General features: G+C 35.5%; 18 protein-coding genes and 1 pseudogene. 1 reads left to right on the plus strand and 18 read right to left on the minus strand.

The features are described 5' to 3' along the window. Positions 1-31: 31 nt before the first annotated feature. Positions 32-388, plus strand: a complete 357-nt coding sequence (locus tag B8967_RS04965) for a diacylglycerol kinase family protein (RefSeq protein ID WP_084084845.1) — start codon at positions 32-34, stop codon at positions 386-388. A gap of 45 nt (positions 389-433) precedes the next feature. Here the strand turns inward: B8967_RS04965 and B8967_RS04970 are convergent, their stop codons facing one another. From B8967_RS04970 to B8967_RS22395, 18 genes and pseudogenes are all read right to left on the minus strand, one after another. Continuing rightward, the gene (locus tag B8967_RS04970) at positions 434-889 is read right to left on the minus strand and encodes a GyrI-like domain-containing protein (protein WP_084084847.1); all 456 of its coding nucleotides are present in this window, start codon (positions 887-889) and stop codon (positions 434-436) included. Between the two features lie 625 nt (positions 890-1514). After that, entirely contained in the window at positions 1515-1700 is a 186-nt protein-coding gene (locus B8967_RS04975; RefSeq protein ID WP_047486159.1) for a bacteriocin-like protein, read from the minus strand. Between the two features lie 66 nt (positions 1701-1766). Further along, positions 1767-2099: a gamma-glutamylcyclotransferase family protein gene (locus B8967_RS04980; protein ID WP_084084849.1), complete on the minus strand. Its 333-nt coding sequence runs from the start codon at positions 2097-2099 to the stop codon at positions 1767-1769. Beyond that, a complete protein-coding gene (locus B8967_RS04985; protein ID WP_084084851.1) occupies positions 2099-2728 on the minus strand; it encodes an SGNH/GDSL hydrolase family protein in 630 nt (209 codons plus the stop codon). The genes B8967_RS04980 and B8967_RS04985 overlap by 1 nt, the downstream gene beginning before the upstream one ends. Positions 2729-3244: 516 nt before the next feature. After that, positions 3245-3514, minus strand: a complete 270-nt coding sequence (locus B8967_RS04990) for a hypothetical protein (RefSeq protein ID WP_228406040.1) — start codon at positions 3512-3514, stop codon at positions 3245-3247. Continuing rightward, the gene (locus B8967_RS04995; protein ID WP_084084853.1) at positions 3498-7193 is read right to left on the minus strand and encodes a phosphoribosylformylglycinamidine synthase; all 3696 of its coding nucleotides are present in this window, start codon (positions 7191-7193) and stop codon (positions 3498-3500) included. The genes B8967_RS04990 and B8967_RS04995 overlap by 17 nt, the downstream gene beginning before the upstream one ends. Positions 7194-7376: 183 nt before the next feature. Beyond that, on the minus strand, positions 7377-8348 hold the full coding sequence (locus B8967_RS05000) for a WG repeat-containing protein (RefSeq protein ID WP_084084855.1): 972 nt from the start codon (positions 8346-8348) through the stop codon (positions 7377-7379). A gap of 47 nt (positions 8349-8395) precedes the next feature. Continuing rightward, complete coding sequence (purB, locus tag B8967_RS05005; protein WP_047486165.1) at positions 8396-9823, minus strand: adenylosuccinate lyase; 1428 nt, start codon at positions 9821-9823, stop codon at positions 8396-8398. Between the two features lie 387 nt (positions 9824-10210). Beyond that, positions 10211-10351, minus strand: coding sequence for a bacteriocin-like protein (locus B8967_RS22390; RefSeq protein ID WP_153816321.1), 141 nt, complete (start codon positions 10349-10351; stop codon positions 10211-10213). Between the two features lie 324 nt (positions 10352-10675). After that, the gene (locus B8967_RS05015) at positions 10676-11644 is read right to left on the minus strand and encodes a S41 family peptidase (RefSeq protein ID WP_084084859.1); all 969 of its coding nucleotides are present in this window, start codon (positions 11642-11644) and stop codon (positions 10676-10678) included. A 580-nt stretch (positions 11645-12224) separates the two neighbouring features. Further along, positions 12225-12671 carry a DUF6896 domain-containing protein gene (locus tag B8967_RS05025; RefSeq protein WP_143330467.1) on the minus strand — a complete coding sequence of 149 codons (447 nt, stop codon included), beginning with the start codon at positions 12669-12671 and terminating at the stop codon, positions 12225-12227. Then, positions 12655-13641 (minus strand): RHS repeat-associated core domain-containing protein, encoded by a 987-nt coding sequence (locus B8967_RS05030; protein WP_143330468.1) that lies wholly within the window; start codon positions 13639-13641, stop codon positions 12655-12657. Before B8967_RS05030 ends, B8967_RS05025 begins: the two co-directional genes overlap by 17 nt. A gap of 72 nt (positions 13642-13713) precedes the next feature. Then, a complete protein-coding gene (locus B8967_RS05035; RefSeq protein WP_084084865.1) occupies positions 13714-14289 on the minus strand; it encodes a hypothetical protein in 576 nt (191 codons plus the stop codon). Between the two features lie 17 nt (positions 14290-14306). Next, positions 14307-14528, minus strand: a complete 222-nt coding sequence (locus B8967_RS05040; RefSeq protein WP_084084867.1) for a hypothetical protein — start codon at positions 14526-14528, stop codon at positions 14307-14309. A 230-nt stretch (positions 14529-14758) separates the two neighbouring features. Further along, positions 14759-15088 (minus strand): RHS repeat domain-containing protein, encoded by a 330-nt coding sequence (locus B8967_RS05045; protein WP_084084869.1) that lies wholly within the window; start codon positions 15086-15088, stop codon positions 14759-14761. 399 nt (positions 15089-15487) lie between these two features. After that, positions 15488-15874 (minus strand): hypothetical protein, encoded by a 387-nt coding sequence (locus B8967_RS05050; protein ID WP_084084871.1) that lies wholly within the window; start codon positions 15872-15874, stop codon positions 15488-15490. Between the two features lie 9 nt (positions 15875-15883). After that, positions 15884-19579 carry a DUF6443 domain-containing protein gene (locus tag B8967_RS05055; protein WP_084084873.1) on the minus strand — a complete coding sequence of 1232 codons (3696 nt, stop codon included), beginning with the start codon at positions 19577-19579 and terminating at the stop codon, positions 15884-15886. A gap of 5 nt (positions 19580-19584) precedes the next feature. Continuing rightward, positions 19585-21096, minus strand: a pseudogene (locus B8967_RS22395) (hypothetical protein); the annotation flags it as partial.

The following is a 21096-nucleotide window of genomic DNA, read 5'->3' on the forward strand; positions in this document are numbered from 1 at the left end:
AAACCTATCTTTGTTAAAAAAGTAACAACTCATGCAAAAGCCTCCTCTTCATAAAAGTTTTCTGAATGCTTTCCGTGGAGTTTTTTTGATGATCAAAACGGAGAGAAATTTTCAGATTGAGCTGCTGGCTTTTTTTGCCAACTTATTTTTCATCTTTTATTTACACCTGTCCGCCACCGATGCAGCCATTGTTATTTTCCTTTCTTTTGCTGTTTTAAGTGCTGAAATTTTCAATACAGCCATTGAAAGGATCTGCGATATCATCCAACCTGATTTTGATAAAAGAATTGGCTTTATTAAAGATATTGCTGCCGGTGCTGTTGTATTGCTGGCTATAGCTTCAGTCATTGTTGGGGTACTTGTGTATTGGAAATATATTTTTACTTAAGAAATATCCCGTTCTTTCATTCCAATGCTTCCTTACCTGCTTTTATTATACAGCAATAAAAATATCCACTTCTGCATCTGATGGATTTTGTGCCTTTTCTCCATATACCTCAAAATCTGCAGTAAAAATTCTTCCCAGATCCATTTCCCAGATTTTCAACCATTGATTGATGACAAGGTTTTTTGTAAGATCTCCCCTCACTGTAAATTTCACATAATTTCCTCCATCAAAAGAATACCCAACCATTCCCTCAGGAATATGATCCAGATTGTTCACCCTACATCCAAGAAGTGTGGTATAAGGCTTTGTATGGTCTTTTTCGTAATCTGTATAGATTGAATAAACCGTAGTATCCATTTTGTTCGGAATAGCCTCCAGAATACCTTCATTCATAAACGTTCCCCATAATGCCCCGATATCTGTAGCGGCCTGGTTATTTTCATTGGTAGTTCTTACCGCAATACCGATAACCTGGCAAGGCTCTGTTTGTACATTGTTCATCTCTTCACTATTTTTTTATTGTCCATCAAAGATAATGTTGGATTGTGACAACCGTATGTCAGCAGGGATTGGATATTTTAAGTTTTGGCTAAAGCCAATGGAGATGGGTTACTTAAAAAAAACGGGCTGAAGCCCGTTTCTATTGAATAAATATCTTAATTAAATGAATAGATCATATCGGTTTTTGATAGATTATTCAAACTTATCTATGGTCTCATACTCATATATGCTCTACCTCAGATTTCAAAAATCTTTGTAATCTGCAAGCTGTATTTTTTAGGTTTTGGCTAAAGTCAGATGACGATGGATTAATTAAAAAAATGGGCTGAAGCCCATTTCTATTGAATAAATATCTTAATTAAATGAAATAGATCATATCGGTTCTTGATAGATTATTCAAACTTATCTATGGTCTCATACTCATATTTGCTCTACCTCAGATTTCAAAAATCTTTGTAATCTGCAAGCTGTATTTTTTAGGTTTTGGCTAAAGTCAGATGACGATGGATTAATTAAAAAAACGGGCTGAAGCCCGTTTCTATGAATGATATTGATTTTTAAACAAAAACGTTTCTGAAAAGTATTTGATTTTCAGAAACGTTCTGTTCATTAGATTATTTTTATCTTATAAAGTACAATAGTAATCCCATGATTCACCAGTCATACAGCCATCATATTTTGAACAATAGTAGTAATATGGTGAAGTGCTGCAGTTTCCGTTTTCATCTTTTGGATAAATAATCAGAGATGGTTTTCCTCCACCTTTTACAGTTTTTAACTCCTGTCTTTTAATTTTTTTTAAATTTTTCATAGTAATTTTTTTTGCAGCTTAAAACTACTAAAAAAATTCACTCATTATGGATAAATGCAGACCGTTTTATTTTCCTACATAAATAAATCCTTTCTTTCCTGATCTGAAAACGGTTTCTATTCTTTTATAATCATCTACTTCATATTCATCTGCCTGAAGGATTTCTTCTTCTGTAACTTCAAAAAGTATTCCTTCTACACAGTCTTCTTCATTTCCGGAAGGGGCTAAAACAGGATGAAATTGTTCTCCGCTTTTACGTACTACCTCAGGATCTGTAACTTCAATCATCCCCAGTGTATATCCGGAAAGTATATCTTTTTCTCCCTGTAAAATCCGTCCGAATGTTTCAAGCTGCACCTGCTCTTTCTGCAGGGTTCCGTAAGAAAATAAATGAGGCATTATAAGTATTTTTCAATGACTGGAATTGCAATTTCGGCCATCATTCCGTAGCCTTTTTCATTGGGATGAACTCCGTCTGCAGAAAGCAGGACTTCTTTATCATCAAACAATGCGGCATAAAAATCAATATACCCCAGGGAATATTCTGCTGCAATATCTTTCAGGATCTCATTGTATGCAACCACTTCCCTATTGGTTCTCAACTTTCCTGATCCTACGACCACTCCATCTATTTTTTGAGAAACCGGAAGAATACTTACCAAATATATATCGTTGGAAAACTGTTTCGCCTGTTGGACCGCTGCTATGATATTATTTTTGAATTTTTCAGGCTCTACGACCTGTATTCCTTCTTTTATGGCAAGGTCATTAGCTCCGTAACTTAGGAAAACCAGATTTCCATCAGCTGAATTTCTTGCACTTAATTCTACAGGCATTCTCTTCAATAAACCTTCTGTAGTTTCGCCACCGATCCCTAAATTGAATAAAATCAGTTCATCACCGTTTCCTTCATGGAATTTTTGCAGGGCATATCTCTTTAAAATATCTACCCAGCCTCCAAAAACACTATCATATTCTCCATATGTTATACTGTCCCCAAAGAACAGTCCATACACTATTTTCTTCATTCAGTTAATTCTTTTGGTTTTGCTTCTCAGAAGCTTTTCAAATATTTTTCAAAGTAAGATAAAATCTGCCGAATCCGACAAATCTGCAGGATATTTTTTTATTACAGATGTAATCTTAAGAATGTCACGGTTCTTAATGGTTTAAAAATCACGCTGTTTTTTTAACGTAAAGCTTTAGTATACATTCCGTAGACTTTAAGAAACAAAGATAGAATCAACCTGCTAATTCGATTAAGCTAAGGGTAAAATTCAAACCATCAATCATTTCCCCACTCTTAACTCTTAACTCTTAACTCTTAACTCTTAACTCTTAACTCTTAACTCTTAACTCTTAACTCTTAACTCTTAACTCTTAACTCTTAACTCTTAACTCATCAATCAAACCTCAACGTAATATCCCCATGCGACTCTATAATTTCCACCAAAATTTCAAATAACGTCTGCCCACTTCCGGCGATCAAATTCTCCAGTTTCTGCTGCATCAATTCTATATTAAAAGGCTTTCCCTGTCTGATTTTATTTTCGTAGAATTCCTGAGTTGCTTTCAGGCCCAGGTTCTTCTTTTGATTTTTCTGATTCTTTCCAAACGATTTCTATTTCTTCATGATATTCAAATACTCCAAAACCACCATACAGGATATCATTAAACCCATCAAGCGTTCCTACTTTCCAATCGGTACCTCTCATCAGAATATCTGAGACTTCCTCATAGAAACCTGCTAAAGACGAAAAATGACCGCCATTGATGACGATCATTTTTCTTGTATTGTTATTTGAAGTATTCAACACCGTTTTTGAATATATTGTGATAATTCGCTGTTGGTATGTTTTTCATGAGGCCATCGGTAAAACGTTCCGGGTGTCCCATTCTTCCGTAGATCTTTCCACATGGGCTGGTAACTCCTTCAATTCCGAATAATGAATTATTCGGGTTAAATGGCATACCATGGGCGATGTTTCCATCAAAATCTATGTACTGGGTTGCTACCTGTCCGTTTTCATAAAGCTTCTTGATTTCTTCTTCTGAAGCCATGAAACGACCTTCACCGTGAGAAATAGGAATAGTAAAGACCTGATCTTTCATTCCTTTTAACCATGGGCTTTCGTCATTCACCACTTTCACAGTTACCATCTGAGAAATGTGTCTTCTGATGGCATTATGAGCCAGTGTCGGAGAGTTTTCATCAAGATCTTTGATTCTTCCATATGGTAACAATCCTGATTTAACCAAAGCCTGGAATCCGTTACAGATCCCGATGATCATCCCATCTCTGTCTAGTAATTCATGAACTGCATTTTTCATCTTCTCGTTCTTTAAAACGTTTACAATGAATTTTGCAGAACCATCAGGCTCGTCACCTGCGGAGAACCCTCCTGAGAATGCTAAAATCTGTGATGTTCTGATCTCTTCCACCCATGCATCAATACTTTCTTCCAACAATTGGTGATTGATATTGATCAGTGGTAAACTGCTCACAACAGCTCCTTCTTTCTGGAATGCATTCAACGTGTCATATTCACAGTTGGTTCCAGGGAATACCGGAGCAAACACTTTCGGCTGAGCGATTCCGTGTTTTTTAATGATAATATTTCTTGGGTTGACTGAGTTTGACTGCTCATCTATTTCAACCGTTATTTTTTCTTTTTCTACAGTCGGGAAAAGGTTTTCAAAAGTATTGGTATAAGCAGACACAAGACCCAGGATGTCAGATTCAAGATTATTAATCTTTAACGTTCCGGAATCTTTTACTTCTCCGATCAATTGAAGAGTTGCTGAGCTTAGCTCTTCCTTCGCTTCAATGATCAGGCTACCGATATTTTTTGCTAATAATGCATTTTCATCTGCATTGATTTCAGCACCCAATCTGTTTCCAAAGCTCATTTTTGCTAAAGCTACTGCGATACCTCCTTCTTTCACCGTTTTTACAGAAACAATTTTCCCGGCTTTGATATTTTCAAAAATAAATTCAAAAACTTCTTTTAAGCTGTTATAGTCCGGAAGACCGCTTTCCTGTGGAATATGGTTGAAGAAATACAGTTTATTTCCTGCATTTTTCAATTCAGGAGAGATGATATTCTGTTTTTCTCCATTAGCACAAGCAAAAGAGATCAATGTAGGCGGAACATTCAGATCCTGATAGGTTCCACTCATGGAATCTTTCCCTCCGATGGCTGCTAAACCAAGGTTGATCTGAGCGTCATAGGCTCCCAACAGGGAAGCTAAAGGTTTCCCCCACTTTTCAGGGCTTTGCCCTAATTTTTCAAAATATTCCTGGAAACTAAGTCTGATATTCTTATAATCTCCACCCATAGCCACAATCTTTGCAACACTTTCTACTACAGCATAAGATGCTCCCAATAATGAGTTTTGTTTTGAAATTTCAGCATCAAATCCCCAGCTTGCCAGAGAAACGGTTTTAATATCTTTCGCTCCTAAAATAGGCAGTGTCTGAACACTTCCTTCCATTAAAGTCTGCTGATATTTTCCTCCTAAAGGCATTGCTACTGTAGTTCCTCCCACTGAAGAGTCAAACATTTCCAGTAATCCTTTTTGAGAGGCTACGTTTTTATCTTTTAGGGTATTCAGGAAGTTCTCTTCTGTAAAAGCCTTAGTTTCTTCTTTTACTTCTTCAAGGTGATTAATTTTCACCTCCTGAGATTTTGAACACCCATTGGTATCAAGGAATTCTCTTGAAAGGTCCACAATTTTATCTCCTTTCCAGAACATCTGCATTCTTCCTGAATCGGTCACTTTTGCCACTTCTACAGCAACAATGTTCTCCGCTTCACAGAATTTAATGAACTGTTCTTTATCTTTTGGATCTACTACAACAGCCATTCTTTCCTGAGATTCGGAAATGGCAAGTTCTGTCCCGTTTAATCCTTCATATTTTAAAGGTAGTACATCCAGGTTCACCTCTAAAGAGTCTGCAATTTCACCGATAGCCACGGAAACTCCTCCTGCTCCAAAGTCATTTGACTTTTTGATCAGCTTTGTCACTTCCTGATTTCTGAATAATCTCTGGATTTTACGTTCTTCAACAGCATTTCCTTTCTGAACTTCAGAGCTCATCGTGTGAATAGAGGTTTCATCCTGCTCTTTTGAGCTTCCACTGGCTCCACCAACACCGTCACGACCTGTTGCACCTCCTAAAATGATGATAGAATCTCCATTGGCAGGTTTTTCACGTCTTACCCAGTCTACAGGAACGGCTCCGGTAACGAAACCAACTTCCATTCTTTTTGCTTTATAGCCTTCATCATAGATTTCTGAAACCATGGTAGTTGCTAAACCAATCTGGTTCCCGTATGATGAATATCCGTTAGCAGCCTGTTTTGTAATGGTTTTTTGAGGCAATTTCCCTGGTAACGTTTTATCTACCGGTTCTAAAACATCGGCAGCTCCCGTCAGTCTCATCGCCTGGAATACAAAAGATCTTCCGGACAATGGGTCTCTGATTGCTCCTCCCAAACACGTAGAAGCTCCTCCAAAAGGCTCAATCTCTGTCGGGTGGTTATGGGTTTCATTTTTGAACAGCAAATACCATGGTTCTTTTTTACCGTCGTATTCGGCTTCAATCTGGATGGTACATGCATTAATCTCATCGGAGATCACCAGGTTATCAAGGTTACCTGTCTTATGGAAATATTTACCGCATACTGTTGCCAGATCCATTAAAGAGATTGGCTTCAGCTCACGGCCTAAGAATTTTCTTTTTTCGATATAGTCATTGAAAATAGTTTCCAATGTATGTTTGAACTGGCCTTCAAACTGAATGTCTGACAATTCTGTTTCAAACGTAGTGTGACGGCAGTGGTCACTCCAATAGGTGTCTAAAACTTTCAATTCAGTTTCTGTAGGATTTCTCTGTTCTGTTTTAAAATAATCCTGAATAAATTTCAAGTCATCCAATCCCAGTGCAAAACCATGATTGTTATAGAAACTTTCAAGCTCGGCATCATTAAAATTGATAAAATTTTCGTGGATTAAAACTTTTGACGGTATTTCATCTGCAGGGATATCCAATACAGACAGATCTTTTTCCTGAGATTCTACTTTATTGATCAAAAGGTCTTTGATCTTCACCAGATCAGCTTCAGAAACTCCTTCAAACTCGATCAGTTTACCACTTCTTACTTTTGACTTTTCATTTTCTGTCAATAATGCAATACACTGTTGGGCAGAATCTGCTCTCTGATCATACTGGCCCGGTAAAAATTCCATTCCAAAGTGAATCGATTTTGCAGGGTTTTCTGTGTGTAAAATATCAGTAACAGGGTCTACAAAAGTATTATTCACTACTTTTTCAAATTCTCCGTCATTCAAACCGAAAATATCATACACATTGTATACTTTCAAGCTTTGAACCGCCGGAACAACCGCTTTTACTTCATCAAAAATTTTTGGACTTTCCACATCGAAAATTCCTCTCTTTTCTACGAAAATTCTTTTGTTATTAGACATTAGATGCCAGATTTTAATATTAGATTTATTTTTCTTTTTTACTTTTTCAGAATTTAAAGTTTTTTTCTTTAAATCCGTCTATATTGGAAAATTTTGAAAGAGATTTTTCCTTCAACCATTATTCCGTACAAATTTAAAGGAATAAGGCTATCTTCTTCAAATTTGAGCCCTGGAATTTCCAATTTATTTGTTTATAAATTTATTCGGATTATCCTTATGTTCTTTCTGAAATTCTTCTGCGCTTTTTATTTCTGCTTTCAACCAGTTTTCAAAAGGAATCTTCTTTTCATTAAAATCCTCTATCCCATAAAATGCTTTTCCATCTTCTGAGACCAGAAACTTGAAACGATAAAGCATATCCAAGTCCTTCTTTCTGTGATTATAGGTATTTACCTGATAATACGGAAAGTTTTCTTTTGGTCTTTCTACAATTTCAAAAAACAGATTCTTTTCATTTTCAGACAGTTTATTGTAAAAATTCACATAATAAAGATCTGAAAGTTTTTTCTCCCGTTTTTCAAAAAACTGAAGGATACTCTTCTCTTTTTCATTGTATTGAAATGGGTTCGGATAATATTTCCCATCTATTTCAACATCCTGAGCTGTTGGGTTTGCCAATGACTGAACGGTTTGTCCTTTGATATTCATCACTCCCCATTTACCACCTACAATAGATCTGTGTTCGTCATTCGTTTTCTCCCAATCGCAGCCGTCACAAAATGCAGCATATCCGTAATTAAAAGGTGATACAAAATCATGCTCAGCTTCAATAATGGTCTTACCGTTACGGTCTGCAAATCCTACTTTACCATTTTTAACCAATCTTCTTAGTCCCTCAGAGAAATAATCCGCTCCATTATCATAAAGGAAAGGTTTGTAAAGGAATGTACCATTTCTGTCATATACATTTCCCCAAGCATTTTTCTCCGGTTTTTCGCCTTCTTTATTCCCATCAAAAAAAATGGTTTCTCCTTCTACGGGATCTCCATCTTTAAGATAGGAAAAGACTTTGAACTGTGCAGGAACGATTATTCTCCCTGCTTTATCTTTCACTCCAACCAGGGAATCTTTGGATTTAAAATACCGTAAGACTTCCTTTTCCTGAGAAAAAGTAATCATGGGTGTCAGTAAAATGGTCAGTAGTAGTTTTTTCATATAACGGGCAGGAAAAAAATATGCAGCCCGAAAGGCTGCATACTGCTTTATACTTTAAGATCAGCCTCCAATCCTATTAAGTCTTTATTTTGGTCCAGAATCGGCTGAACTTCATTCTGAATGAATTCTACCGTCTGAATCGGTGCAAAACCGACAAAGTTCTTAGGATCTAAAACTTCTTTTAATTTTGATTTATCTAATTTTAAAGAATCATCGTTTAAGATTCTTTCAATAAGGTCATTTTCTTTTCCTTCTTCTTTCACTTTCTTCGAAGCTTCCATAGAATGAACTCTGATTACCTCGTGGATTTCCTGACGGTCACCCCCCGCTTTCACTTCTTCCATGATAATATATTCTGTTGCCATGAAAGGAAGTTCTTCTTCGATATGTTTATTGATTCTGTTTGGATAGACTACGATTCCGTTCATAATATTGTTCCAGATCAGTAGAATAGCATCTACTGCTAAGAACGCCTGTGGAATGGTTAATCTCTTGTTTGCAGAATCATCCAGTGTTCTTTCAAACCATTGTGTAGAAGCTACCATGGCAGAACTTGTAGTCAAAGACATTACATACTTTGACAAAGCTCCGATTCTTTCGCTTCTCATCGGGTTACGTTTGTATGCCATGGCTGATGAACCGATCTGGTTTTTCTCGAATGGCTCTTCAATTTCCTTAAGATTCTGAAGTAAACGTAAGTCATTAGTGAATTTATGGGCAGACTGAGCGATATTACCTAATAAAGCCACTACTTTAGCATCAATTTTTCTGTCATAGGTCTGTCCTGAAACACCAAAAACTTTCTCAAAACCGAATCTTTTTGAAAGTTCTTTATCTAAGTGTTTTACTTTGGAATAATCACCATTGAATAACTCAAGGAAACTGGCAGCAGTTCCTGTAGTTCCTTTTACCCCTCTGAAACGAAGTGTTTCAAGGAAGAAATCAAGTTCTTCAATATCAAGAACCAAACTCTGTAACCAAAGGGTTGCTCTTTTTCCAACTGTCGTTAACTGAGCCGGCTGGAAGTGTGTGAATCCTAATGTTGGAAGGTCTTTATACTGAATAGCAAAGTCTGCTAAGTTTTTCATGACGTTCACTAACTTTTTCTTTAAGATCAAAAGTCCGTCACGGATCTGAATTAAGTCTGTATTATCTCCTACAAAAGCTGAAGTAGCTCCCAAATGGATAATTCCCTTTGCTGAAGGCGCCACATCACCATAGGTGTGAACGTGAGCCATTACATCATGACGGAATTTCTTTTCGTATTCTGCTGCTTTATCATAATCGATATTTTCAGCATTCGCTTTCAACTCTGCAATCTGCTCATCTGTGATCTCAAGACCAAGGTCTTTTTCAATCTCAGCTAAAGCGATCCAAAGCTTTCTCCAGGTACGGAATTTATTGTTATGTGAGAAATTAAACAACATTTCTTCACTGGAATAGCGCTCTTCCAATGGATTTTTGTAGGAATTCATTCTTTCTTTTACTTTTAGATGTACAAAAATACGGTTTTTCAGTGAGAGATGAAAATCCTGTTTTTATGATTTTTAAACCATATTCCGAATCAGATAAAGGATTTCATTTATACTTTTGCCTTGAAGCAAAAGTATACAAAAATTCAAGACGGGAATCATCCGCTAAAAATTTGATTGTACTCCTAAAATTTCCAAACTCCCATGGATCATACGATTCTGCTTCGGTTCTATATTATAACCCATGCTCAGACAGTGGAATTTTTTTAACGGATTACAATCAAATTTTCTTAACGCTCCTGGTTCCTAAATCGATTCGTGGAAAGGACATAAAATAGGCTGTCCATTTCTGAGACAGCCCCGTTCTTTACCTTATTTTCATGAATCAAATTAATCAATAAGTCCACATGGTGATCCTACTGAGATACATTTTTTTACAAATGAACACCAAAAGTATCCTGGCAGACACATAGGGATTCCTCCCTGAACTGTTTTCAATTCTCTTTTTGAAAGTTTTCTTAGATTTTTCATAGTCTTAATTTTTGATTTTTCTCCTACTCTATATGCTTTTCGGATTACGCTTTAATTTGGTACTCCCAATATACATATTTTTCAAATATAAAAACATAATCCATTCATTTCACATTATTTACAAATTAAAATGCGCTTGGTGACATTATTTATACTTTACCTTGAAACCGAAGCTTGAGTGATTAAACTCGTCAACCTTTTTTAGAGCTCGTCAATTTGCGGGAGAGCGGGGAGATGAAAATCCTGTTTTTATGATTTTTAAACCTTTTTTTTTTATAGATTTTCTTTGAAAAAGAAGTTGGATATCTCTGTTATGCATTGCTGTTATTGCAGACTTGCAGTGACGGCACCCAGATAATTGTTCAGGGTATTGGCTTTAACGCTTATTTCCGGGGTAATTCCTTTTCCTATTTCACGATATTCCTCTCCTGTTCTGTTGATTAAAATCCCTGTTGTCAGTTTCAGTATGGCGCCATCAGATAATCTGAATTCTGAATTATCTGAGGTTAATCCCTGAGTATTGACTCCAACTACTTTAGCATTTTTCTGACCTACAAATGCTGCTGTAACAAATTCTCCGGAACTGGCCGTCTTTTTACTTACCCATATAAAGATGGGTAGATCTTTATTTTTAAGCTTAATTTTAGCAGCATCTATAGTGGCAATCAGGGTGTTATCAAAAAGTATATTTTTATCCTTATTTCTGTAATAGCTTATCTTACCATTACTGTCTTTTGATCCTACTACATTCTGCTGATCCAGAAAGGGTTCAATCGCTTTAAACATCGGAGAAAACATTCCCCCATCATTTTCCCGAAGATCAATAATCCATGCTTTAAGTTTTTGAGAATCCAACCATTGTATTTTTTTATAAAAATCATTGACATAAAGGTTCCAGTCATCATTATTCAGATTTCCAATGGCTGGTAATGTAATATATCCCATATTTCCGTTGATCAGGCTATCTTTAGGAAATGGAAATTCAAGACCTGACTGTTTATAGGTTTTCATATAAGATTGAACCATTTCAGGAGGATAAAACCCGGAATGGTGGTCATCCAAATTACCAATACTATTACTAATGACCGGATATATTTCTTTATTGGTTTTCTTATTTTTTATAGCACCTATCGCTTCTGAGGTAAGCTTATCCCAATCAACCTTTCCCTTATTGACGGAATGATGCTTCATAAGCAAAATAGCTTCCTCAATATATTTTTTCGGATTATCCTGAGCGTTAATGTTCTGAGAGAAGAATACAAAGTAAATGAGTACAGAATATAAATATTTCATTTTTTTATGTTACATTTTATAATAAATGCTAGCAAACAAATCTACACTTTTATTTTATTCATTAATAATTTGATTTTCATTCAATTCCTCCTCATTATTTCATAAACGAATGCATTATTTTATTTTAGAATAGCACATTTTCTTTCTCATCAATCTCCCCTTCTAAATATCCAATAACTTGATCCCAATTTTGACTTAGGTAAAAAATTCTATAATACTGATCTCCAGAAATACTTACGAATCTTAAATTATTATCCAAACACTTTTCCAGACTTGAGACTAAGATTTCTATTTGTTGTGATAAATTATCATTCTCGTTTCTTATGGCACTGTAATTTCTGATTTTATAAATACCCATCAGCTTTTCCCTTTTAAAATTATTACTAGTGCTTATTTTAATTGTATAGATTTAATATCATCAAGAAACTTTCGTTCTTTTTTAATTAAAGTAAAAACCTCTTCAGTTGTCACCATTGGTATTGTTTATTATTTGATAAACTTCCCAGTTTAGAATGCAAATCAATCATTTTAAAATGTAAAAACCTCACTTTTTGTGAGGTTTTGTTATAGCAGCTCAAAATTATAAACTTTGCAAAGCTGTGAAATTTGTTTGGTAAATATTCCAATTAATTCCATCTGTAATTAACCAGCTCACAATATTCGCAGTAATCAAATCGGATAAATCTTTCTTTAACATACTATCATCTATAATTGTTTGCATATGATTAGTTTCAATAAAGTTTTTAAATTTCCAAAAAGAAAATTTGATATCATATTCATTTAAAGGAGCTTTGTCATATTCACAAATGATTCCATTTTTCTCTACTGTAAATCCTGAGCCATGGCATATATAGTTATATGTAGCAACGGTCCCCTTTTCATACTTTCGTTCAACCATATGACTCCAAATATTTATATCTTTTGGAATATCATACTCTTTTTTTAACGCACTCTCAAAATTTATTATGAAAATTAAATACTCTTCTAGTAATTTCTTCGTACCTATATTTTTATTTGAATAATCCACTATCAATTTGTTTTACTTTGTCTTTAAACATTTGCATTGCTTTTTGTCCTGTAACTTCAATAACTTCTAAAGTTTTGTTTTCTTGTATTGCAGCTTGTATCCTATGATGCCCATCTAGTATATACCTTTCACCATCTTTTAAATAAACAACAATTTTTTCACCATAAATACTGATATCTCCCTCTTTCATTAGTTTAGCTAGTTTTTGTACTTTCTCTGTATTTTGAGCAGCTATTTCCGTTGATTTGAAAGCCTCTAAAGCTTCTTTACTTGCCAATAAATATTTTAATTCTCCAGCACCACTAATGTATTCAAGTGGTCCAGCACTACCTATAGGCTTAATATGCGATATCTTACCATCTCTAGCTACAATATATGTAAGTCCGTCATTAGGGTCTGACCATTCTCTTTGATAAAAATGTGACCAAAAAGTATTAATTGGAGTAAGAACTTGAGGTTGTTTCTTATGTTCATCATTTCTAATAAATCCAGAAATAGGATTTATTATATTTCTTTGTACCCAATTACTTGTTCTTTTTACAGTAATTACAACTTCCTCAATTGCTGTTTCTTTTATTCCTTTTTTATTAGGTGGATCTTCTTCTGTTAAACCAACAGGATCAACAAAATTAATAGGGTTATTAAAACTATAACGAAATGGAGATAAATCTTGATATTTCTCCGCCAGTGGATCTACAACTCCCCATCTTCCAATATCTGCCATATACATCCTCGCTCCATAATCATACATCCCCGTCTCTTGCAACTCCTTGCCGTTGTACTTATAATTTTTATATGTACTCGGTCCAAAGAAAGCTGCTCCGGTATTTAAATGACTCATTCCGAATGGATAATAGTTGTTGGTATCGGTTACTTCAAGAACATCTGCGCTGTTTTTTTCAAAACTTACCAGGGTATTTCCAAGATGATCCTTGTACTGGTAAATATAATAGTTTAGATTGAAAATTATAAAACCATTGCATGTGCAATGGTTTTTAGTTTATTCATAAGACCAAGCGTTCAAGTCAGCAGAGAGTATATTTCATTTATTATCATTTAATAGAGCTGATACACAATCTTTAACATTCTGTATACCTAACTTTTGTTTAATTTCTTTCATATCCTCTTTCATATTTTTCATAGGATTACTATTGCAGAAAAAAGATACTTTTGCATTTTCATTATAATTGAATGTCCAACTTCCAACGTCATTTATTACATTATTATTAATATTATTTAGAAAGAAACTGCTTGTTCTTTTTGTATTTTTAAAATTTAATAACAAAATATTTTTATTTTCATCATTATCTGCATAGATAACGACTTTATAGCCTTTATATTCAATTATCGAATTTTTTTCATCGATTTTTCCCATACAGTCGAAACAATTATTATTTATATGGATATTTTTTTCTTTGGGATTCTCCTGTTCATTATTAATACCTAATTGCAGATATGTTTTACCAGGAGTAAAAATTTTATTTTTTTGAGAATAATAATCAATATAAGTATCAACAATATTATTAACATTTATTTTTTGTGCTGAGCAACTTAAAGTTGCAAACGATATAATACATAAAAATATTATTCTATTCAATTTTTGCGCTGGATCCATCATATTTAATATATTTTTTTTTAAACAGTTGAGTATACTCTAAGCTTGATATTATCATGAGCTCTTGCTACATTAATATCACAATTTTTACCAATATCACAATCAAAGGTATTTACTTTAAAACCTTTTGCTCCATAATTAAATCCACTAGGTGATATCTGATAATCAGGAGGATGGTTATGATCCTGTGCTGTTAAGCTACTTTGAAAAAAGTTATCGCCTCCTACTGAAAAATTAGACATATATCCCGTTCCTTTAGGATCGAGCGGAGAGGTACTGGGTAAATGATAAGTTGATATTACAGAAAAATTATTACCCGAAGTAGACGATTTATAAGTAGAATTTGCTGTTTCTACATTCGTATTATTGTAAAAATACTCTGCAACTTCTGATGCTTTTGATTCATTATTATGGAAACTTAATGTAGATAGTTTGCCACTACTATTACCTTCATTATCTGTAATCGGTGAACTTAATGTTTTTCCTGAGAGTTATTTTTAACATAACCTTTTTCACCAACTTCAACACCTCCATCATTGTCTGCTTTAAGATTTCCGTTTTTATCAAAATTCTTTTCAGCATAAATAACATCTGTTTTAGATTCTGCCATCCAAGTGAGATTTCCAGATTTATCTAATTTATAGATGTCAGTACCTTGTCTTCCATCTGGGTCAATATACCTCAAAGGATTATTAAATGCATAGTTGTACGGTGACCATCTTCTCATCTTCTCCGCCAATGGATCCACCACACCCCATCTTCCAATATCTGCCATATACATTCTAGCTCCATAATCATACATGCCAGTTTACTGCAATTCCTTGCCGTTGTACTTGTAATTTTTATATGTACTCGGTCCAAAGAAAGCTGCTCCGGTATTTAAATGACTCATTCCGAAAGGGTAATAATCATTGGAATCTGTAATTTCAAGAGCTCCTACGCTGTTTCTTCCGTAAGAAACCCTTACATTTCCCCAACTGGCCTATGTATTGGTAAATATAAATATTTCATAACGCCCAATAATAAACTTAAAAACATTACTATATTAGAGTTCTGTTTAGAATGCAAATCAATCACTTTAAAATGTAAAACCTCGCAAATTACGAGGTTTTATTACTATCTGCCACACGTTGCAATCGTGCGGTAGTAAAAGTTTTTTTTAATATTATCTTTCATGACTACTCATGATAAATGTTTACAACTAAGTTATGTTATTAAAATAAAAATCTTGGGCCGAAAAATTATTAGTATTATCCATGTAATCAAAATATTTATCATACAAAACTTTATCTACAGATAAGTATTCGTGGTTAATAGAATCTACATTTATGTACTGTATATAATCATACTTATCTAGAATTGTTTTTACTTGAGTAGAATATATATTTTCTATGAAAAATAATGGATGATTAACATATAGATATCCGACAACATTATCTTTAATTTCAATTACAGCAATTTTTTCTACATCAGCTTCATAACTTACATTAAAAAATTTAGTTAATTCATCTATAGCATCAAAAAAGTCATAGTGTTTCCAATTTACTTTTAAATTTATTGCTTTTTCTATAAAAGTTGTTATGTTCATAATTTTGAATTATTTTGGTGTTCCAGGTGATCCATGTATCAAATTATTTGAATTTTTGTAAACATTTATAAAATTAGTCGGCTGACCATTTCCTAATGTTCCAACATTTGTATTTAATACAGGAACTTTAGCTTTAGTTCCTCCATTAATCCAAAGGTTATTTTTTTCTGCATACTGAGCTGCTTTCAATACAGCCGCATCAGCGTTTATTGTTGGGTAAAAAATACTTTTCCCACCTATCCCTAAATCGACTTTATGTTTCAACATGGCATCTTTAGAAACAGTAAAGATGCCATCCGTCAAATTTCCCTGTTTATTTAAATTAAGAGCACCCTTCTCTACATTTAAAAGATTTAATGCACCTTTTCCATCTCCTCTTGTTATCATTAAAACAGCTAGAAGAGAGTTTGCATCAGAATTACCGCTACCTGACAAAGCAATTCCTGCACCTTCAAGAACTCCAAGTGGATCACCTGCGCCTCCCATCATTTTAATTGGTCCATCATTAAACCCTAATCCACCAAATCCTGGCTGCACATTGCCAATACCGGTACCTGCTTCCGTAGAAAAATCAGAATTAATTGAATTTCCTTGAGTATCATATACTGATCCGTTAGATGCCAAAGAATAAGAGTAATGATTTATTTCAACCCCACCAAGAGTCGTTTTTCCATTAATAGTAGCACTTTCATACACATTACTTACACCATCATATCCAGCCGCCTCTGCCTCTGCTTTTGTATTAACATTCGGGTCATAGGTGTAAGATGTACCACTACCTAAGCTAAATTGTTCAATCCATCCTTTCCCTTCTCTTCCGTCTGGATCTATGAAACTTATAGGATTATTATATGCATAATTATAAGGCGACCAACGTCTAGAAGTTTCCGCCAGCGGATCCACCACACCCCATCTTCCAATATCTGCCATATACATTCTAGCTCCATAATCATACATGCCAGTTTCCTGCAATTCCTTGCCGTTGTACTTGTAATTTTTATATGTACTCGGTCCAAAGAAAGCTGCTCCGGTATTTAAATGACTCATTCCGAAAGGGTAATAATCATTGGAATCTGTAATTTCAAGAGCGCCTGCGCTGTTTCTTCCGTAAGAAACCCTTACATTTCCTAGATGATCTTTATATTGGTAAATATACTGATCTTTTTCGTAATCATAAAATCCTTCTGCAGTGGGAAAGAATCGTAAGTCTACAGTTTTAACGGGTATTAGAGAACCCTTTCCTTCTACGGAAAACGCCTCTATTTCCATTGCTTTTCTCATGGGAGACATGGCAAAAGCGGCAGGTTCTTCCTCTCCGGTACCCCCTCCGCCAGGTGAACCGCCTCCTGTTGTTTCCATCCGACTGTACTGAAATCCATCTAAATAATCAGTATTGGTAGTAACCGTTACTATTCCGTTAATACCGTCATTCGATTCAATGATTCTTTTATGCAATTTTACTCCGTCAGCCCGGTACAGGTAATTCATATTATAATTAGGACCCCGGGTTATTGAATTGGGTAAATTCAAATGGTTATAACCAATTCCTGCAATCTGTTTATCCTGCATATCTTTCATATTGCCATTGAGGTCATAGCTAATTGTATTTCCTCCGCCTTCATATCCTGCCTGATTATTGGTACTATCCTTAATATGGGTAACCCTGTTTCCTGAATAGGTATAGGTAAGGTTATCAATAACCGTTGCCGTATTTATTCCTGCTTTAACTACTGAAGTTCTGTAAAGATTGGTAATATTTCCGTTTAAATCATAAGCTAAAGATTCTATATTTTCTTTACTGTTCGGATTATTGGGATTCTGATAATACCCCGCACTTAGCCTGTTCAAACCATCATAAGCATATCCATACCTTTTGGGAGTAATGGGTGGGTTAGCTCCGATACTCCGTACAGACCTCCAGTCTACTTCTGTAATATTTCCGTTGTATTGTGGTTTTACATTCTTTCCGGGAAATTGTGCAGGATCAGGGTTTTCGATACCTTCTCTCTGGTTGTATTTAATTTTATAAGCAAATAATTTTCCGCCTAAATCAGCAACAGGCATTTGGCTTTTATTAATATCGGTCATCCAGCCCATGATATTATAATCGTAATCAATACTTTGAAGGTTATTTCCTACTTTTTTATTGCTGAGCTGAGAGAGCTCGTTGTAGGTATTCTGAGCCAGGATCTCAATAGGATTGCCATTGACCTGATGCGTCACTGTTAACACTCTATTTTGAAGATCATATGTAAATACCTCCCGTAGCACTCGCTCTGGATCAGCAGCTAGTCTTCTATGGTAGGTATTGGTTTGAAGGATTGTTCCTGCAAAATCAAGTTTATGGTTTAGCACCGTGTAACCCCCAAGATGGTTATTGCTTCTTGTTCCTATGACTCTTCCTTTGGTATCATACCAGGTAAAGATTTTAGTCCATTGGTCATCCTCTATATTCTTGACGTAGGTAGCTAAAGGAAGTCCCATTGTGGAGCGTTCCTGAGTAGCGTTATCCGTGAGAAGAGGCTGAGAAAATGCATTGGTAACGGGTGGAGATCCTGCAGGGTAAGTGTCATAATAATTGACACTTAAAATGGTTTCAATATCAATAAAATATCCATTATTGTACAGAACCTGCATCCCACTTTTGGTAAATCCCGTACTGCTTCTAGCCTCTGTTATTACAAGATTTCCTGCCTGAGATTGCATACTGGCTCTGCTTCCTGCTGTAATGATCCCTGTATAGGCTACTCTCCCGAATGGATCATATTTAGTAATCATCCATTTACCTTTCTCATGCATATTAGCATCCTGTGTCATAATTAACCTGTCCGCTTTATCATACACCATATATTCCCAACCTTTTCCCGGAAGCTTCTTTTCTACCAGACGGTTTTTCTCGTCATAACGGTATTGATAGCACAGCTCATTGAGTGCGGGATTCACATCGGCAAGAATGGAGGCTGTGGGAGGAATCACAAAAGCCAGCTGGTCATATTCATTATATACATAATAAGTGTCTGCCTTTTCTGTGGCATTAATTAGTTTTCTTACCAGAATGACCTGTCCTTTCCCGTTTTTAAATTCTATGGTTTTGCTTCCGTCTTCATCGGTCACCGTATTTTTATAGAGCTTAGACTCGGAATAGATTCCTGTTGACGATGGAAGTTCACTTTTGGTAGCTGCATTTTCCCATGTAGTAGAAGGCATAAACATTTTTACAGCATCAGCTGCTGTATTGGCTTCATAATCAAACTTTACAGGCTTACCAGCCCAGTCATTACCCACCTGGATCTGCTGTTGGGTTCTGTTTAAGGGCGAGTTTTCCAATACTTTCTCTGAAAATATCTTTTCTGAACCATAAGGCGTATTGGTCACATTAGCTAAAGGATTAGGAACAATAGCACCATTCAGGGTTTGAGACTGGGGAACGGGTAAATACTCTTTTACCTGTCTTCCAAAGCCGTCATATTCAAAATAGGTCACTACATCCTTTCCTTGTGGTGAAGCTTTCACATTAACGACCTGTTTGGGTCTTCCCAATCCGTCAAAATACTGAACCATTTCAGCAGATTTTGTAGCCGTAGCTCCATTATAATCGAGATAGGTTTTAGCCTGGATATAGTTTTCTGTATTAGGTAACGGGGCAAGCTGTGCCTGTAAACTACCTGTTAGCAGTACTCCTATGGGGATTATTATCTTTTTCATCGTTCTTAGTTTTTATAGTTGTACTTCATTTCCTTTACTACCTTTCCATTCGCATCAGCTACTTTTATCAGCCTTCCTACCGAATCATAAGTATAAAACTCTGTGATTCCTGTTGGCGGAGTAATGCTTCTGACTCCCACCAGCGGGTCATAGGTATAGGTAGTGACCGGGGAATTAGGAAACTGAGTCCTGAATGTTTTTAATGCATTTAATAAAGCGGTTTCATCATTATTGGAGCCTGCTGCATTGTCCGTATCGGAAGCATTGACGATAGCACTGATTGCGGGTGATACCTGGGCATAAGTCACGCCTTCTATTTTTGCAATAGGTTTGGTATTGTTATAACCCCAAATCACTGCTGTTGGAGGCATACCGTTTATAGTGTACTGCTGCAGATTACCTGTGGCATCATACTGATCATAGGTAACTTCCGTAGATTGAACTCCTGTATCAATTCCATAGGAAACTACCGAAGTAGGAAACAACGTTGCAGGATTATCATATCTGGTTTCTGTTTTTGAAATCATTTTCCCGGTAGGATCACTTGCATTCTGCTTCTTTGTAACAGCCGTTTGCAAAGGAATACCAATCATATTGGCATTGATCAGCTTCTGGTTACCTTTTTCATGAGCATACTGATACAAAGTCTGTTGGCTGGAACCAGAAGTTTCAACATCTATCATCATCGGATTGGTATGCTTATAATTGGTATCATAAGTATAATTGGTAATCTCATCAATACCGTTGCTACTATTGGTTAAATAATTAGTGGTTTTCATCATTTTCTTCTTTACCCAGGCAGATGATATTTCATATCGGTTAACCGTAAACGTTGTAAAATTAGCAGCGATTGCTTTAATTCCAATCACATAAGGCCTTATCGGAAGAGTTGGAAATCCTGCACTATAATCATTGGAAAGACTGTTGAAATGATTATCAAAATCATAAGTGATAGTATCTTTTTTCAGCATCTTCTTCTGAGAATCATAATAATTTCGTCCGATTAAAATTCCACGGGCAAACTGATTGTTGGCATAAGTGAATATGGGGCTTCTGGCATTTTTAGCATTGGTATGACTAAGATTCATGTATTCATCTGTAGTTTCGTAACTTTCTGCTGCATTACTGATATTTTTGACCCTGGTTGTCACTTTATCATACACTGTAGGCTTTCCATTGATGGTGGCAATATTGAAGTTTCCGGTATTGCTGATCACCATCTGTTCACAGCTGTATCCTGCCACCTTATCCTCTGCCACTTCCTGGATATAAGAATAGTCTATATCATCCCCCATATATTTTCCGGTGGATTTGCCATTTGCATCTTTATAAATAAACTCAGTTTCGTAAGCCAACGTATTGCCATCGCTGTTCTTTATTTTTTCTACCCGGATTCCCCCTACAGATTTATTGTACTCTTTAGTTTCAGATATACTGTCAACCCATTCCACATTCAAGGTAGCATACTGACTGCTGTTTACGTTTCCTACTTTTCTGATCCTTATTTTATAGGAAGG

The sequence above is a fragment of the Chryseobacterium sp. YR221 genome (genome assembly GCF_900176315.1).
Classification (GTDB): Bacteria; Bacteroidota; Bacteroidia; order Flavobacteriales; family Weeksellaceae; genus Chryseobacterium; species Chryseobacterium rhizosphaerae.

Coding starts and splice junctions, on each gene's coding strand:
- B8967_RS04980 (WP_084084849.1), bottom strand. CDS start 2,099: ATGCCTCATTTATTTTCTTACGGAACCCTGCAGAAAGAGCAGGTGCAG.
- B8967_RS04965 (WP_084084845.1), top strand. CDS start 32: ATGCAAAAGCCTCCTCTTCATAAAAGTTTTCTGAATGCTTTCCGTGGA.
- B8967_RS05035 (WP_084084865.1), bottom strand. CDS start 14,289: ATGATGGATCCAGCGCAAAAATTGAATAGAATAATATTTTTATGTATT.
- B8967_RS05050 (WP_084084871.1), bottom strand. CDS start 15,874: ATGAACATAACAACTTTTATAGAAAAAGCAATAAATTTAAAAGTAAAT.
- B8967_RS05000 (WP_084084855.1), bottom strand. CDS start 8,348: ATGAAAAAACTACTACTGACCATTTTACTGACACCCATGATTACTTTT.
- B8967_RS04970 (WP_084084847.1), bottom strand. CDS start 889: ATGAACAATGTACAAACAGAGCCTTGCCAGGTTATCGGTATTGCGGTA.
- B8967_RS05045 (WP_084084869.1), bottom strand. CDS start 15,088: ATGTATGATTATGGAGCTAGAATGTATATGGCAGATATTGGAAGATGG.
- B8967_RS04975 (WP_047486159.1), bottom strand. CDS start 1,700: ATGAAAAATTTAAAAAAAATTAAAAGACAGGAGTTAAAAACTGTAAAA.
- B8967_RS04985 (WP_084084851.1), bottom strand. CDS start 2,728: ATGAAGAAAATAGTGTATGGACTGTTCTTTGGGGACAGTATAACATAT.
- B8967_RS05040 (WP_084084867.1), bottom strand. CDS start 14,528: ATGTCTAATTTTTCAGTAGGAGGCGATAACTTTTTTCAAAGTAGCTTA.
- B8967_RS22390 (WP_153816321.1), bottom strand. CDS start 10,351: ATGAAAAATCTAAGAAAACTTTCAAAAAGAGAATTGAAAACAGTTCAG.
- B8967_RS05055 (WP_084084873.1), bottom strand. CDS start 19,579: ATGAAAAAGATAATAATCCCCATAGGAGTACTGCTAACAGGTAGTTTA.
- B8967_RS05015 (WP_084084859.1), bottom strand. CDS start 11,644: ATGAAATATTTATATTCTGTACTCATTTACTTTGTATTCTTCTCTCAG.
- B8967_RS04995 (WP_084084853.1), bottom strand. CDS start 7,193: ATGTCTAATAACAAAAGAATTTTCGTAGAAAAGAGAGGAATTTTCGAT.
- purB (WP_047486165.1), bottom strand. CDS start 9,823: ATGAATTCCTACAAAAATCCATTGGAAGAGCGCTATTCCAGTGAAGAA.